General features: G+C 70.5%; 10 protein-coding genes. 1 reads left to right on the forward strand and 9 read right to left on the reverse strand.

What is annotated here, in order from left to right:
* Nucleotides 1–33: 33 nt before the first annotated feature.
* Nucleotides 34–972: an SDR family NAD(P)-dependent oxidoreductase gene (locus DEJ33_RS02990; protein WP_111077203.1), complete on the reverse strand. Its 939-nt coding sequence runs from the start codon at nt 970–972 to the stop codon at nt 34–36.
* Nucleotides 962–3,052 (reverse strand): excinuclease ABC subunit UvrB, encoded by a 2,091-nt coding sequence (gene uvrB / locus DEJ33_RS02995; protein WP_181432806.1) that lies wholly within the window; start codon nt 3,050–3,052, stop codon nt 962–964. Before uvrB ends, DEJ33_RS02990 begins: the two co-directional genes overlap by 11 nt.
* 143 nt (nt 3,053–3,195) lie before the next feature.
* Here uvrB and DEJ33_RS03000 point away from each other — a divergent pair, with 143 nt between their 5' ends.
* Nucleotides 3,196–4,527, forward strand: coding sequence for an MFS transporter (locus DEJ33_RS03000; RefSeq protein ID WP_111077204.1), 1,332 nt, complete (start codon nt 3,196–3,198; stop codon nt 4,525–4,527).
* 113 nt (nt 4,528–4,640) lie between these two features.
* On the opposite strand, the gene DEJ33_RS03005 is transcribed toward DEJ33_RS03000, so the two are convergent.
* From DEJ33_RS03005 to polA, 7 genes are all read right to left on the reverse strand, one after another.
* A complete protein-coding gene (locus DEJ33_RS03005; RefSeq protein WP_111077205.1) occupies nt 4,641–5,801 on the reverse strand; it encodes an acyltransferase in 1,161 nt (386 codons plus the stop codon).
* Nucleotides 5,798–7,387, reverse strand: coding sequence for a class I adenylate-forming enzyme family protein (locus DEJ33_RS03010; RefSeq protein WP_146242508.1), 1,590 nt, complete (start codon nt 7,385–7,387; stop codon nt 5,798–5,800). Before DEJ33_RS03010 ends, DEJ33_RS03005 begins: the two co-directional genes overlap by 4 nt.
* A 22-nt stretch (nt 7,388–7,409) precedes the next feature.
* Complete coding sequence (locus DEJ33_RS16820; protein ID WP_146242509.1) at nt 7,410–8,486, reverse strand: hypothetical protein; 1,077 nt, start codon at nt 8,484–8,486, stop codon at nt 7,410–7,412.
* Complete coding sequence (gene coaE / locus DEJ33_RS03015) at nt 8,483–9,085, reverse strand: dephospho-CoA kinase (RefSeq protein ID WP_111077207.1); 603 nt, start codon at nt 9,083–9,085, stop codon at nt 8,483–8,485. Before coaE ends, DEJ33_RS16820 begins: the two co-directional genes overlap by 4 nt.
* A 163-nt stretch (nt 9,086–9,248) precedes the next feature.
* The gene (gene rpsA, locus DEJ33_RS03020) at nt 9,249–10,700 is read right to left on the reverse strand and encodes a 30S ribosomal protein S1 (protein ID WP_110902487.1); all 1,452 of its coding nucleotides are present in this window, start codon (nt 10,698–10,700) and stop codon (nt 9,249–9,251) included.
* 175 nt (nt 10,701–10,875) lie between these two features.
* Entirely contained in the window at nt 10,876–12,555 is a 1,680-nt protein-coding gene (locus tag DEJ33_RS03025; RefSeq protein WP_111077208.1) for a DUF885 domain-containing protein, read from the reverse strand.
* 149 nt (nt 12,556–12,704) lie between these two features.
* On the reverse strand, nt 12,705–15,377 hold the full coding sequence (gene polA, locus DEJ33_RS03030) for a DNA polymerase I (RefSeq protein ID WP_111077209.1): 2,673 nt from the start codon (nt 15,375–15,377) through the stop codon (nt 12,705–12,707).
* Between the last annotated feature and the right edge of the window lie 114 nt (nt 15,378–15,491).

Raw genomic sequence — 15,491 nt, forward strand, 5'->3', positions numbered from 1 at the left:
GAAGCCGGTCCGACAAACGCCCGCCGAGTCGGCTCAGCCGAGTGCGTCGAGAGCGAACGTGACGCCGGAAGCCGCCTCGCTGGCGGCCCAGAGTCGCGCGGCCTCGTGGCGGTCGTGCGCCCGGGGTTCCGCCGGGACGACCGTCGCCCGGCCGCGGAGCTGGAACCACCCGTCCGGTCCCCAGTACTCGCCGGACCGGACGTCGTCGCCGACCGAGGCGTGGACGAGCGGGACCGCGCCCGCGTCCTTCCCCTGCGCGACGAAGCGCTGCCCGGGGCCGATCCACGCGGGTGCGGATCGCGACGAGCCGACTGCCGGGGTCCCGGTGCCGGCCGCCTCCGTCAGGGAGTCGAGGGCGAGTCCCGGGTGCGCCACGACACTGGACACCGCGGACCCGGCGTCCGCCAGACGCTGGGCCAACTCGAACCCGAACAGCATCACCGCGAGCTTGCTGCGCGCGTACTGCCGGTAGCCGTTGTAGTGCCCTGCACCGAGCGCGTCGTGCCGGTCGAGCGTCACCCAGCGGTGCGAGATGGATCCGAGGTGGACGACCCGACCGCCGGTGTCCTGCAGCAGCGGGAGCACCAGGCCCGTCCAGGCGAAGTGCCCGAGGTGGTTCGTCCCCATCTGCAGTTCGTGGCCCTGCGCCGTGGACCGACGCTCGCGTGACCCGACGACCCCGGCGTTGTTGAGCACCGCGTGCACCGGCCCGAGCGTTCCCAGCGCTGCCGCAGCCGTGCGCACCGAGTCGAGGTCCGCCAGGTCGAGGTGCACGTGCTCGAGCTGCGCGTCGGGCACCACCGAGCGGATGCTGCGCTCGGCAGCCGCGGCCTTGCCGGAGTCGCGCGTCGCCAGGACCACCCGGTGTCCACCCACGGCGAGCTGCTCGGCCGCCTGGTACCCGAGCCCCGCACTGGCGCCGGTGACGACGACCGTGCGAGGTCCGGCCGGGGCGCCGGCATCAGACGACATGTCCGGCCGACTCCATCTGACGCAGCGCCTTCTTGAGGTCCTGGACCTCGTCGCGGAGTCGTGCTGCGAGCTCGAACTTCAGCTCAGCGGCCGCCTGCAGCATCTGGTCGTTGAGGTCGGCGATCGTGGCCTCGAGTTGCGTCGCACCCTCGCCGGCGATGCCCTCGCGGCGGAGCGACGGGGTCGGGGCACGACGACCGTCACGGACGCCACCACCGCGGCGCTCCAGGAGTTCGCGGGTGTCGTCGCTCTCGCGGTTGAGGACCTCGGTGATGTCCGCGATCTTCTTGCGCAGCGGCTGCGGGTCGATGCCGTGCTCGAGGTTGTACGCCACCTGCTTCTCGCGGCGGCGGTCGGTCTCCTCGATGGCCTGCTTCATCGAGTCGGTCATCTTGTCGGCGTACATGAGCACCTGGCCCGACACGTTGCGCGCTGCACGACCGATGGTCTGGATGAGCGACGTCGACGAGCGCAGGAAGCCCTCCTTGTCAGCGTCGAGGATCGCGACGAGCGAGACCTCGGGCAGGTCGAGGCCTTCGCGGAGCAGGTTGATGCCGATGAGCACGTCGTAGACGCCCTGGCGCAGCTCGGTGAGGAGCTCCACGCGCTTCAGGGTGTCGACGTCCGAGTGCAGGTAGCGCACCCGGACCCCGGCGTTGCCGAGGAAGTCGGTGAGCTCTTCGGCCATGCGCTTCGTCAGCGTGGTGACGAGCACGCGCTCGTTCTTCTCGGAGCGCTGCTTGATCTCCTCGAGCAGGTCGTCGATCTGGCCGTCGCTCGGCTTGATGATGATCTCGGGGTCGATGAGGCCCGTCGGGCGGATGATCTGCTCGACGACGCTGTCCGTGATGCCGAGCTCGTACTTGCCGGGCGTCGCCGACAGGAAGACCTTCTGCCCGACGCGGTCGAGGAACTCCTCCCACTTCAGCGGGCGGTTGTCCATCGCGCTCGGCAGCCGGAAGCCGTGCTCCACCAGGGTGCGCTTCCGGGAGGCGTCGCCCTCGTACATCGCACCGATCTGCGGCACGGTGACGTGCGACTCGTCGATGACGAGGAGGAAGTCGTCCGGGAAGTAGTCGATGAGGCAGTGCGGTGCTTCGCCCGGCCCACGGCCTTCCATGTGTCGCGAGTAGTTCTCGATACCCGAGCAGAACCCGATCTGCTCCATCATCTCGATGTCGAACGTGGTGCGCATCCGCAGCCGCTGGGCTTCGAGCAGCTTGCCCTGACCTTCGAGCTCGGCGAGCCGTTCGGCCAGTTCTTCCTTGATCGAGCTGATCGCGCGGTGCATCACGTCGGTGTCCGCCACGTAGTGGGACGCCGGGAAGATCGAGACCGCGGGCAGGTCGTCGATCACGTTGCCCGTCAACGGGTGCAGCGAGGAGAGCGCTTCGATCTCGTCGCCGAACATCTCGATGCGGATCGCGTGCTCTTCGTACATCGGGATGATCTCGAGGGTGTCGCCGCGGACCCGGAAGGTGCCGCGCGCGAAGTCGACGTCGTTGCGCTGGTACTGCATGCTGACGAACTTGCGCACGAGCTGGTCACGGGAGATGTTCTGCCCGATGTGGAGCGCGACCGAGGCGTTCATGTACTGCTCCGGCGTGCCGAGGCCGTAGATGCAGGACACGGTCGACACCACGACGGTGTCGCGCCGGCTGAGCAGCGAGTTCGTCGTCGAGTGGCGCAGTCGCTCCACCTCGGCGTTGACGGACGAGTCCTTCTCGATGAAGGTGTCCGTCTGCGGGACGTAGGCCTCTGGCTGGTAGTAGTCGTAGTACGAGACGAAGTACTCGATCGCGTTGTTCGGCATCAGCCCGCGGAACTCGTTCGCGAGCTGCGCCGCCAACGTCTTGTTGTGCGCGAGCACCAGCGTCGGCCGCTGCACCTGCTCGATGAGCCAGGCCGTCGTCGCCGACTTGCCGGTACCGGTCGCGCCGAGCAGCACCACGTCGGTCTCACCCGCGTTGATGCGCCCGGCGAGTTCGGCGATCGCCGCGGGCTGGTCACCGCTCGGCGAGTACTCGCTGATGACCTCGAAGGGTCGGATGGCACGCGTGGGCTCGATGGCAACTCCCATGCGCTCAACAGTAGGCGCGGCCGCTGACATCGACGTGCTCTGCTCGCCCTGGGCGTACTGTCTCCCGATAGCGCACTCAGAGGTCCCTGATCGAATCCGGTCGTAGCCTCCGAAGCGTTCAGCAACCCGACCGAAGAGGCCCCATGACCACGGCCCCCGCTGCAGCACCGGCGAAGGGCACCCCGTTCCGCGGACGCATCCGCGGGCGGGTGCTGCTGCTCCTCTGCTGCATGTACGCCATCTCGTACATCGACCGTACGAACATCTCCACCGCCCTCCCACACATCACCGACGAGTTCGGGCTGACCGAGACGGCCGCCGGCTTCATCGTGTCCGCCTTCTCGTTGCCGTACGCCCTGCTCCAGGTGTTCGGCGGCACGATCAGCGAGAAGTTCGGGCCGAGACGGGCCCTCTTCGTGATCACCGTGGTCTGGGGAGTCGCGACGCTCTGGACCGGGCTGTCGATGGGGTTCTGGACACTGTTCGCGGCACGCCTGCTCCTCGGCCTCAGCGAAGCAGCCGCGTTCCCGTCCGCCACCCAGGCGATGAGCCGGTGGATCCCGCGGGACCGGAACGGCTTCGCCCAGGGCGTGGTGCACTCCGCCGCCCGGCTCGGCAACGCCCTCGCGCCGTTGCTCGTCGCCTACTTCATCGCGATCAGCGGCTGGCGCCTGGCGTTCTTCGCCACCGCCGTGCTGTCCGTGGCCTGGGGCATCGCCTGGTTCTTCCTCTTCCGGGACCGTCCGGAGGACGCCCACGGGATCACGAAGGCCGAACTCGCCGAGCTGCCACCCGTCGAGACCCGGGCCACGCGTCCGCCGGTCCCCTGGCGCGCCCTGGCGAAGCAGATCCTGCCGGTGTCCTTCGTCGACTTCGGGTACGGGTGGACACTCTGGGTGTTCCTCACCTGGATCCCGACGTTCCTCAGTGACCAGTACGACCTCGAGATCAGTGCCTTCGCCTGGTTCACGACCGCGGTCCTCCTGGCCGGTGTGGTCGGTGACACGGTCGGCGGGATGCTCAGCGACCGGATCATCCACCGAGGCGGCGATTCTCGTCAGGCCCGTCGTCTGGTGCTGGTGATCGGCCTCTGTGGGTCCCTGGTCTGCCTGCTGCCGCTCGTCGTGGTCGGGCAGAGCCTGGCGGTGGCGACGGTGTCGCTCGCGCTGTCGTTCTTCTTCCTCGAGCTCTGCAACGCGAACCTGTGGGCCATCCCGATGGACGTGGCACCGCAGTGGTCCGGCACCGCCTCCGGGTTCATGAACACCGGGTTCGGTGTGGCCGGCGTCGTCTCGCCCATCGTGTTCGGGTTCCTCATCGACACCTCCGGCTGGCAGCTGCCGTTCGGGATCTCGTGCGCGCTCCTCGCCGGTGCGGCGGTCGTGGCGTGGGTGATGAAGCCGCAGCGGCTCACCGTGACCGACGGCGTGCTCGAGGTGGGCGTCCCCGCCGTCGAGCGCGACGCGACGCACTAGCGGCCGAGCGGCGGACCCGCCGGCACCGCCGTCGGTCGGTCAGCCTCCCGTCGGACCTGTGGCGGGCCTCCAGGCGGGAGGCCCGCCACGCGTCCCTCCTGACCGGACCGCCGTCAGCCCCTCACCCGTGCCCGGCGCGCCCGCGACGGCCGTCCGGTCAGCGGCACGCTGAGCGGGGTCCACCGGAACGCCTCGGTCACCGCGACCGACAGCACCAGCACGAGCACGTACGTGACGAGCGTCAGCCACGGCTTCGGCACCGCGCTCTCGAGCCAGCTGTCGCCGTGCAGCAGGATCCAGATCATGAACGGGTGGCTGAGGAAGATCCCGAAGGACCGGTCCGATCCGTAGTCGACGACCCGCGCCAGCGCCGAGCCGGCCCGACGGCGGTCCGCCCAGGCCGCGCCGATCGCCAGGAAGCCGACGAAGACCGCCGTGCTCCAGAGGACCTGGACGGGCTGCAGCGGGGTGCCGGCGGCGTACAGGGACTGGCCGAGCCCGACCTGCAGCCACCACACGCCGAGGGTGAGCGCCCCGGTGCCGGCGAAGGCCCAGAGGACGGCGCGCCGGTGCTCCCGGATGAACCGGAGGAACGGGTCCGCGTGGTCGGCCGCCACCGCTCCCGAGACGATGAAGAACACGTACGAGAAGAAGAACTGCTTCTGGTAGCCGTGCAACCAGTCGATGGAGTGCGGCCAGTACTTGTACGCGGCGAAGACGGCGAGCTGCAGCAGGAAGGCGACGACGAGCACGACGACGTGGTGGCGCCGGGTGACCCGGACGAGCCAGATGATCACCGGCAGCAGCAGGTAGACCTGCATCGTCACGAGCAGGAAGTACAGGTGGTACCAGGACGTCCCGGTGACGATCCCCTCGGCGTACGTCGTGACCAGGGCCGGAACGTCACCCCGCGTCGTGGAGCTGAGGAGCCACGACGCGGTGACGTACACGGACGACCAAGCGAGGTACGGGACGCCGACGAGCAGGAACCGGCGCGGCCAGAACTGCGCGAGCGGGCGCGGACGGAGCGACCAGCTGTAGACCAGCACGAACGCGGTGAGCGAGAAGAACACCAGGCGGGTGAAGTGCAGCAGGCCGAGCAGGGCGTTCAGGGGGACGTCATCGGACGCGATGGTGTGGCTCGTGGTGTGCACGCCGATGACGCACGCGAAGGTGAGGATGCGGAGGACGTCGACCTCGTACAGGTGCCGCGGCTTGCCGGAGGCAGTCCGGGTCGGGGTCTGCACGCCCGGCGTGGTGGTGGCGGCGCTCACCGCGACTCGGTCATCGCTCGGACGCGGGCGCGCTGCACCTTGCCCGTGGGGGCCCGCGGCAGGTCGGCGACGACGGAGATCTCGGCCGGACGGCGGAACCGGGTCAGGGCGGACTCGGCGAGGGCCCGCAGGTCCTCGACGAGCCCGTCGGTGTCGGTGTCGGGCTGGGGGATGACGTACGCCACCGGCACCGCCCCGAGGACCTCGTCCGGCCGGCCGACGACGACGGCCTCGAGCACGCGCGGGTCCCGGAGCAGGACGTCCTCGACCTCGGACGGGTAGACCTTCTCACCGCCACGGTTGATGACGTCGTCGGACCGGCCGGCCAGCGAGACCCAGCCGTCGACGGCGACGGAGCCGAGGTCGCCCGTCGCGAGCCAACCGTCGGCGTCGAACCGGTCGGCCGCCCGACCGCCGAGGTAGGAGCGCACGATGCCCGGACCGCGCACCCACAGGGCACCGACCTCACCCGCGGGCAGGAGCGCGCCGTCCTCGCCGCGGACCTGGACCTCGGACCCGACGGGCAGCCCCACGGTGCCCGGCCGGGGCGGCGCGTCGAGCGGCGTGGCGGTGATCTGGCTGGCGCCCTCCGTCATCCCCCAGCTCACCACGAGCGGCAGGTCACCGAGCGCGGCCCGCACCGGGTCGGGCAGCGGCGCGGAGGCGCTGCGCACGAACCGCAGGCTCGCCGGCGGCCGCAGGGGGCCCGTCTTGGCGAGGACCGCCAGGACCGCGGGCACGGCGTTCAGCCACGTCACGCGGCGGGCCTCGAGCAGTTCCCAGAACCCGGTCCGTCGGAACCGGCGGTCGAGCACCAGGGTCGCCCCGGCGACCAGTGTCGCGAGGAGACCGACCACCTCGGCGTTGACGTGGAACAGCGGCAGCGAGTTGAACCCGCGGTCCCGCTCGGTCAGGCCGTTGTGCCGGGCGATCGCGTGCGCCACGAACCGGAGTTGCGACTCCGGCAGCTCGACACCCTTCGGCGTGCCGGTCGAGCCGGAGGTGAACAGCACGACCGAGCCCTCGCCGGGGCCGTCGGTGGGTGCGTCCGGCACGTCGCCGTCGCGGACCCCGACCGGGAGGCCCGTTGCTGCGTCCACCCGGGCCGACGGGGCTCCGGGGACACTCGCCGCTCCGGCCTCCGCATCGGGGTCTCGGTCCGACACGACCATCGCGGCGCCGCCCAGGAGCGCCGCCAGCCGAGCGGGTTCGGAGACCGGCTGCCCGGTGTCGACGGGGACCGACCGACGGCCGGAGGCCACGGCCGCGAGGTGCACGGCGGCGAAGGCGATCGGGTCCCCCACGTCGACGAGGACGCCGCCGGAGGCCGGGACGCCGATGGCGTCGAACGTCCGCGACCAGGCCGTCACGGCGGCGTCGAGACCGCCGTACGTCAGCGTCCGGTCGGAGCGGGCGTCCTCGAGGTAGACGTGGTCCGGGGTGCGCTCGGCGCGCTGCCGGATGAGCGCGGCCAGGGTCGTCGCGTCGCTGTGTCCGTCGCTGGGTCCGTCGCTGGGTCCGTCGCCTGGCTCGTCGATGGTGACCGCCGTGCGGTCGGGGGTGGGGCGTTCGCCGTCGTGCTGCACCGCCTCATCGTATTTCCGCTGGCTATGACCGTCCGGAGGGAACGGCAGGAGTCGGGAACCGGTGCAGCATCCACTGCCAGATCCGGAGCATCCGCGGGTCGCCGTGCTCGTCGAGCGGGGTCGAGTCCTTGATGATCCGCGAGTGCGCCCAACGCGGGTCGCCCACCGGCAGGTCGGTGAGGATCGCGTGCGGGTCGGCGGCGGGCGGCGGCGGCGCGGTGTCGGTCCGCCACGGGCCGTCCGTACCGTCCGGCCCCTCGGTCGCACGAGCGCCGTCGAGTCCCATCGCCGACCACGACCCGGTGATCCGCGGGCCGAACTCGTCGCGGACGTCGTCGAGCGCGTACATCCGGCTCGCCGGGGTCTGGCCGGGGTGGTCCATCCACGCCGCGTGCACCGGGCCGACGGACTCCACCGGCGACGAGAACATCAGTGCACCGAGCACCGGCCGGATGTGGGCGATGTACGCGGCCTCGCCCCCGCCCTGCGAATGCCCGGCGACGACGATGTCCTGCCACCGGATGTCCTCGTCGGCCTGGACGAACCGCCCCCATCCCCCGGCGGGGTCGACGTCGTCGAGGTGCGCGACGGCATCCCGGAACCGCGACACGATCGAGCCCGCCGGGCTGACGTCGCTGAACGTCGAACCGCGGGTGCCGTCGAACCGGTTCCGCTGCACCTGCCCGTAGCACCGCGCGTCGGCCTCGCACGTGCCGGACAGGGTCCTGCCGAGGTTCCAGTAGTCGAGCCCGAGCACGTGGTACCCGTCGTCCAGCGCCGTCGTGAGGAACCGCTGGTAGTCGGCCGGCTTCGCGCGGGTGGCCGGCAGGAAGAGCAGCAGCGGACCGTTCGGTGAGGTCCGGGCCGCGAAGTCGTCGCGGTTCGGGGCCAGGCGCTCCCCGTCGATCGCACCGAGCCGGAAGCGGTGGAAGTCGCCGTGCGGTGCCTCGCCCGGCTCCAGCGTCCGGTGCGGCTGCCCGGGACGACCGCCCTCCGCCACACGCTGACCACCGAGGACGTTCGCCCCGACCAGCGCGGCGAGCCCCATGGCGACGAGGACGAGGACCGCCACGACGAGCAGCCGGTGGTGCGTCCTCATCGGACGAGTCGCGCCCATACCTCGTCGGCCGAGCGGATCGTCTGCTCGAGCGTGCCGGTGGCGTCGACCACGTGGTCGGCCAGGGCGAGTCGGTCCGCGTCGGAGGCCTGTGCCGCCACTCGGCGTTCCGCGTCGTCGCGGCCCATCCCCCGGTGCTCGACGAGGCGCCCGATCCGCACCGCGGCAGGGGCGTCCACGACCACGACGGCGTCGAACCGCAGCGGCCGCGTCCCCTGTGCCTCGGCGAGGAGCGGCACGTCGTAGACGACGACGGCGTCCGGGTCGGCTGCCTCGGCGGCGTCGAATCGCTGCTGCGCCAGCCGCCACACCTCCGGGTGGGTGATGGCCTCCAGGGCCTTGCGCGCCTCCGGGTCGACGAACACGACGGCACCGAGCGCGGGACGGTCGAGGCTGCCGTCGGGCGCGATCACCGCGTCGCCGAAGCGTTCCCGCACCGCCTGCAACCCCGGACTGCCGGGTGCCACGGCGTCCCGTGCGAGCTGGTCGGCGTCGACGACGACCGCGCCGTGTCCGGCGAACCGCCGGGAGACCGTCGACTTGCCCGCGGCGATGCCGCCCGTGAGTCCGATGATGCGCACGGGGACAGCGTCGCACGGCCTGCTCCACGAATGCTCCCAGCCGACGCACCCCGAGCGCTCCGGTACGACGCCGAAGAGCCCGGCCCCGGCCGTCCCTGGGGGACGATCAGGACCGGGCTCCCGGTCGATGCGACGGATGATCAGCTCACCCGGTCACATCCGTTCAGCTGTTGCTGAGCTTCTCGCGCAGCGCGGCGAGGGACGCGTCGTCGGCGAGCGTGCCGGCTCCGGTCGTCTCGCTCGTGAACGTCGAAGCGGCGGCCGGGAGGTCGAAGCCACCCTGCGCCTCCTCGGTGAGGGACTTGGCGACCTGGGCCTTGTGGGCCTCCCAACGCGCCTGGGCGGCCGCGTACTGGCCCTCCCACTCGGTGCGCTGGGTGTCGTAGCCCTCGAGCCACTCGTTGGTCTCCGGGTCGAAGCCCTCGGGGTACTTGTAGTCACCCTTGTCGTCGTACTCGGTCGGCATGCCGTAGAGCGCCGGGTCGAACTCGGTGCTCTCCGGGTCGACGCCCTCGTTGGCCTGCTTGAGGCTGAGCGAGATGCGGCGACGGTCGAGGTCGATGTCGATGATCTTGACGAACACCTCGTCGCCCACGGACACGACCTGCTCGGCGAGCTCGACGTGCTTGTTCGAGAGCTCCGAGATGTGCACCAGGCCCTCGATGCCGTCCGCGACGCGGACGAAGGCACCGAACGGCACGAGCTTCGTGACCTTGCCCGGCGCGATCTGACCGATCGCGTGGGTGCGGGCGAAGACCTGCCACGGGTCTTCCTGGGTGGCCTTGAGCGAGAGCGACACGCGCTCGCGGTCCAGGTCCACCTCGAGGATCTCGACGGTGACTTCCTGACCGACCTCGACGACCTCGCTGGCGTGCTCGATGTGCTTCCAGCTGAGCTCGGAGACGTGGACGAGACCGTCGACACCACCGAGGTCGACGAACGCACCGAAGTTGACGATCGACGAGACGACGCCCTTGCGGACCTGGCCCTTGTGGAGGTTGTTCAGGAAGGTGGTGCGCGACTCGGACTGCGTCTGCTCGAGCAGGGCGCGGCGCGAGAGGACCACGTTGTTGCGGTTCTTGTCGAGTTCGAGGATCTTCGCCTCGAGCTCCTGACCGAGGTACGGCGTCAGGTCGCGGACACGGCGGAGCTCGATGAGCGATGCCGGGAGGAAGCCGCGGAGGCCGATGTCGACGATCAGGCCGCCCTTGACGACCTCGATGACCGTGCCGGTCACGACGCCGTCGGACTCCTTGATCTTCTCGACGTCGCCCCATGCACGCTCGTACTGTGCACGCTTCTTCGACAGGATCAGCCGGCCTTCCTTGTCCTCCTTCTGGAGGACCAGGGCCTCGACCTCGTCACCGACGTTGACGACCTCGTTGGGGTCGACGTCGTGCTTGATCGAGAGCTCGCGCGAGGGGATGACACCCTCGGTCTTGTAACCGACGTCGAGGAGGACCTCGTCGCGGTCGATCTTCACGACGGTGCCGGAGATGAGGTCTCCGTCGTTGAAGAACTTCAGGGTCTTCTCGACCTCGGCCAGGAAGTCATCAGCCGAGCCGATGTCGTTGATGGCGACCTGCTTGGGAGCCTTGGTCGTGGTGGTTGTCATGTAGAGATTGCTCCGAACGGACATGAGTCGGGCCGTGGCGGCGAGGGAGCGACCCCCGGTCCGCGTGCCGGTCGAGCGACCGGTGCGAGCCACCATGGCGATGAGTGTTGTTGGCGCGGATTGCGCCGCACAAGTCTATCCAGCAGGCGGGACGCCCACAACCGGGCGTGTCCGCTCAGCCGACCAGCGCACTCCGCAGGGTGTCGAGGCCGACACCGCCGAGCGCGAGGGCGCGGTGGTGGAAGGCCTTGAGGTCGAACGACGAACCCTCACGGGCCGCCACGTCGTCGCGGATCGACTCCCAGACGCGCTGCCCGACCTTGTACGACGGCGCCTGTCCCGGCCACCCGAAGTACCGCGCCACCTCGAACTGCACGAACGCCGGGTCCATGTTGACGTTCCGCCCCATGAAGTCGAGGGCGTACTCCCACGTCCAACCGCCGCCGTCCGGGTTGGTCTTCTGCAGGTGCACGCCGATGTCGAGCACCACGCGGGCGGCCCGCATCCGCTGCCCGTCGAGCATGCCCAGGCGGTCGCCGTCGTCGTCCAGGAACCCGAGCTGCTCCATGAGTCGCTCGGCGTACAGCGCCCAGCCCTCCACGTGGCCGGACGGCCCGGCGAGCTGCCGACGCCAGGTGTTGAGCTCGCCGCGGTTGTAGACCGCCTGGCTGATCTGCAGGTGGTGGCCCGGGACGCCCTCGTGGTAGACGGTGGTCTTCTCGCGCCAGGTGCCGAACTCGGTGACACCCTGCGGGACGGACCACCACATGCGGCCGGCACGCGAGAAGTCGTCGGACGGGCCGGTGTAGTAGATCCCGCCCTCCTGCGTCGGGGCGATCCGGCACTCCAGGCGCTTGATCGGGTCCGCGATGTCGAAGTAGCGACCGTCCATCGCCCGGATCGACTCGTCGCTGGTCTCCTGCATCCAGGCCCGGAGCGCATCGGTGCCCTGCAGCACCCGCGCCGGGTCGGCGTCCAGGACCTCGATCGCCCGGGCGACACTCGCTCCGGACTCGATGCGGTCGGCGATCCGCTCCTGCTCGTCGCGCATCCGGCCGAGCTCCTCGATGCCCCACTCGTACGTCTCGTCGAGGTCGACGACGGCACCGAGGAAGCGGCGGGAGTGCAGCGTGTAGTCGTCCCGGCCGACGGCGTCCACCGGGGTCGAGAGCGGCAGCACGTCGTGCTCCAGGAAGGCACCGAAGGACCGGTAGGCGGCCGCGGCGACCTCGGCTCCCCGGGTCAACTCGGCGCGCAACTGGTCGGGGACGGGAGCGCCGCCCTCGAGCGCGGCACCGTCGGCGAGCTGCCGGAAGAACCCGTCGGGCGCGCCGTTGCGTGCGGCCTGCTCCGCGATGAGCTCGACCTGGCGCTTCGCCGCGGTGACGCCCTCGCGCGTGCCCTCCAGCAGGGTCTCGCGGTAGCCCTCCAGCGCGTCGGGCAGCGACTGCAGGCGGCCGGCGACGTCCTGCCAGTCCTCCGCCGTCGCGGTCGGCATCAGGTCGAAGACGTCACGGAGCGACTGCGCCGGGCTCTGGATGACGTTGAGGTCGCGCAGGTGCAACTTCCGCTCGTACGACTCGACGGTCAGGTCGAGCTCGGCACCGAGGTCGGTCTTCGTCACACGGTCGACGTCATCGCGAGCGTCGGCGGCATCGAGCGCGCGGCGTGCCGAGCGAGCGGCGTCGGCGAGGGCCGCAGCACCGGCCGGCGAGGTGTCGCCGTACCCGTCGGTGCGACCCGGCACGCCGATGTACGTGGCGACGGTCGGATCGAGGTCCACGAGCGTGGTGACCCACTGCTCGGCGACCTGGTCGACGGCGGACGGCTGACGGACGGGACGGTCATCGCTCATGTCCCCGACCCTACCCACCAGCACGACACTACCCACCGGCACGACACCACCCACCGGCACGACACCACCCACCAGCACGGAGCGAGCGGCGGGACGGTCGGGAGGCGCGCCTCCCGTCCGTCCCGCCGCTCACGCGGGTGCGACCGCGCTCAGTGCGCCGCCGCCTCCCAGTTCGTGCCGAGCCCGACCGACACGTCGAGCGGGACGGTCAGTTCGGCTGCGCCGCCCATGCGGGTGCGGAGGATCTCCTCGACCCGGTCCTGCTCCCCCGGCGCGATCTCGAGGATCAGTTCGTCGTGCACCTGCAGCAGCAGTCTCGAACCGAGGCCACCGTCGCGCAGGTCTGCGTCGACACCGAGCATCGCGATCTTCATGATGTCCGCCGCGGACCCCTGGATCGGAGCGTTCAGTGCGGCGCGCTCGGCGTTCTCGCGGAGCACCCGGTTCGGGCTCTTCAGGTCCGGGAACGGACGACGGCGACCGAAGATCGTCTCGGTGTAGCCGTCCTCACGCGCCTGCTCGACCACGTTCCGGAGGTAGTCGCGCACCGCGCCGAAGCGGGCGAAGTACTCCGTCATCAGCGTGCGGGCCTCACTCTGCTCGATGCGGAGCTGCTTCGACAGGCCGAAGGCACTGAGGCCGTACGCCAGGCCGTAGGACATCGCCTTGACCTTGGTGCGCATCTCCGGGCTGACGTCGGACGGCTCCACGCCGAAGACCCGGGCGCCGACGAAGCGGTGCAGGTCCTCGCCCTCGTTGAACGCCTGGATGAGCCCCGCGTCTCCCGACAGGTGGGCCATGATCCGCATCTCGATCTGCGAGTAGTCCGCGGTGAGGAGCGTCGTGTACGGCTCGGCGACCGCGAAGGCTGACCGGATCCGGCGACCGACGGCGGTCTTCACCGGGATGTTCTGCAGGTTCGGGTCGGTGGAGGACACGCGCCCGGTGCTCGTGCCGGTCTGCTCGTACCGGGTGTGGATGCGGCCGTCGACCACGGCGGCGTCGAGGGTGTCCACGATCTGGCGGAGCTTCGTCGCGTCGCGGTGCTGCAGCAGCAGGCCGAGGAACGGGTGCGGGTGCTGCTCCTGCAGGTCGGTGAGGCTCGCGGCGTCGGTCGAGAAGCCCGTCTTGGTCTTGCGGGTCTTCGGCATCGCGAGCTCGGTGAACAGGACCTCCTGCAGCTGCTTCGGCGACCCGAGGTTGACCTCGTGCCCGATCTCGGCGAAGGCCTGCTGGGCGAGGTCCGCGGCGCGCTCCCCGAGCTCGTGCGAGAGCCCGGTGAGCACCGGGCGGTCGATGCCGACACCGGTGGTCTCCATGCGCGCGAGCACGGACGTCAGCGGCAGCTCGATGTCGTCGAGCACCGTGAGCGAACCCGGGTCGACGCGGGCGCGGAGTGCCGTGGTGACCCGGAGGACGTACCAGGCGTGCACCCCGACGTTCACCGGGTCGGTCTCCGGCACGAGCTGGTTCGGGTCCGCCGTCGGCAGTTCCTCACCGAGCTCCTGGTAGACGAGGTCGGCCAGGGGCTGACCCTGCTTGCCCGGGTTCGCCAGCCAGCCGGTGATGCGGGCGTCGCCGGCGATGCCCGCGACGGTGAAGCCCGCGGTCCCGAGCGCCTTGATCGCGGCCTTGGCGTCGTGGAAGTGCTTCGGGGCGTCCGAGGCGAACCACGCGGCGAGCTGTTCGTAGTCCTGCGCCCCGCTGCCGCCGGGGACCAGGACGGCGTCGTCGTGGGTGGCGATGCCGATCGCGCTGAGACGACCGTCGATGACCTCCACCGCGACGCCGAAACCGTTCTCGGCGTCCGCGGCGTTCTTCCGCTCGAGCCAGTAGCCGAGTTCCTCGTCGATCAGGGTCTTGACCGGGGGCGGTGTCGGCCCGGCGTCCTCGACGCTGCCGTCGGTCGTCGACGGTTCGGTCGGTTCGCCGCTGCCGACGACCTTGAACACCCGGTCGAGCAGGGTCCGGAACTGCAGTGTGGCGAAGAGCTCACGCACCGCGGCTTCGTCGAGCGGGCGGAGGGCGACGTCCGCCGGGCCGACCGGCAGTTCGACGTCGGTGACGAGGCGGTTCAACCGGCGGTTCCGGATCGCCCGATCACGCTGCTCGCGGAGGTTGTTGCCGACGACCCCCTTGATCTCGTCGGCGTGTTCGAGCACCCCGTCGAGCGAGCCGTACTGCGTGACCCACTTCACCGCGGTCTTCTCGCCGACCTTGTCGATGCCGATCAGGTTGTCGCTGGTCTCCCCCACCAGGGCCGCGATGTCCGGGTACTGGTGCGGCTCGATGCCGTACCGCTCGTAGACCTTGTCGCGGTCGTAGCGCGTGAGCTCGGACACACCGCGGACCGACGGGTACAGCAGTGTGACGTCGTCGTTCACGAGCTGGATCGAGTCGCGGTCGCCGGACACCACGTAGACCTTGAAACCCTGGTCAGCGCCCTGCTTGGAGAGGGTCGCGAGGATGTCGTCCGCCTCGAAGTCCTCCTTCGTGACGGTCGTGATGCCCATCGCCTCGAGCGCCTGCTGCAGGAGCGGGATCTGGCCCTTGAACTCGGCCGGGGTCTCCGACCGGGTGCCCTTGTACTCGGCGTACTCGCGCGTGCGGAACGAGAACCGGGAGATGTCGAACGCGACCGCCAGGTGCGTCGGCTTCTCGCGCTGCAGCAGCATGAGCAGCATCGAGATGAACCCGTGGATGGCGTTCGTGTGCTGCCCCTCGCGGTTCACGAAGCTGTCGACCGGCAGGGCGTAGAAGGCCCGGAAGGCGAGCGAGTGGCCGTCGATGACCATGAGGGTAGGCTTTGCGGAGTCCGACACCCGGACAGCCTACCGACGGCCCCCGACAGGGTGCGGCCGCGGTCCGGGCGGAACGACCACGCGGAAGGCCGACGCGACGTGACCGACGAACAGACCGTCCGGGGATCCGACGAG

The organism is Curtobacterium sp. MCPF17_047 (assembly GCF_003234045.1).
In the GTDB taxonomy this organism is placed as follows: Bacteria; Actinomycetota; Actinomycetes; order Actinomycetales; family Microbacteriaceae; genus Curtobacterium.

What these genes read in the sequence shown, in the direction of transcription:
- DEJ33_RS03000 (WP_111077204.1), top strand. Translation starts at nt 3,196, where the DNA reads ATGACCACGGCCCCCGCTGCAGCACCGGCGAAGGGCACCCCGTTCCGC.
- DEJ33_RS03025 (WP_111077208.1), bottom strand. Translation starts at nt 12,555, where the DNA reads ATGAGCGATGACCGTCCCGTCCGTCAGCCGTCCGCCGTCGACCAGGTC.
- rpsA (WP_110902487.1), bottom strand. Translation starts at nt 10,700, where the DNA reads ATGACAACCACCACGACCAAGGCTCCCAAGCAGGTCGCCATCAACGAC.
- DEJ33_RS02990 (WP_111077203.1), bottom strand. Translation starts at nt 972, where the DNA reads ATGTCGTCTGATGCCGGCGCCCCGGCCGGACCTCGCACGGTCGTCGTC.
- uvrB (WP_181432806.1), bottom strand. Translation starts at nt 3,052, where the DNA reads ATGGGAGTTGCCATCGAGCCCACGCGTGCCATCCGACCCTTCGAGGTC.
- DEJ33_RS16820 (WP_146242509.1), bottom strand. Translation starts at nt 8,486, where the DNA reads ATGAGGACGCACCACCGGCTGCTCGTCGTGGCGGTCCTCGTCCTCGTC.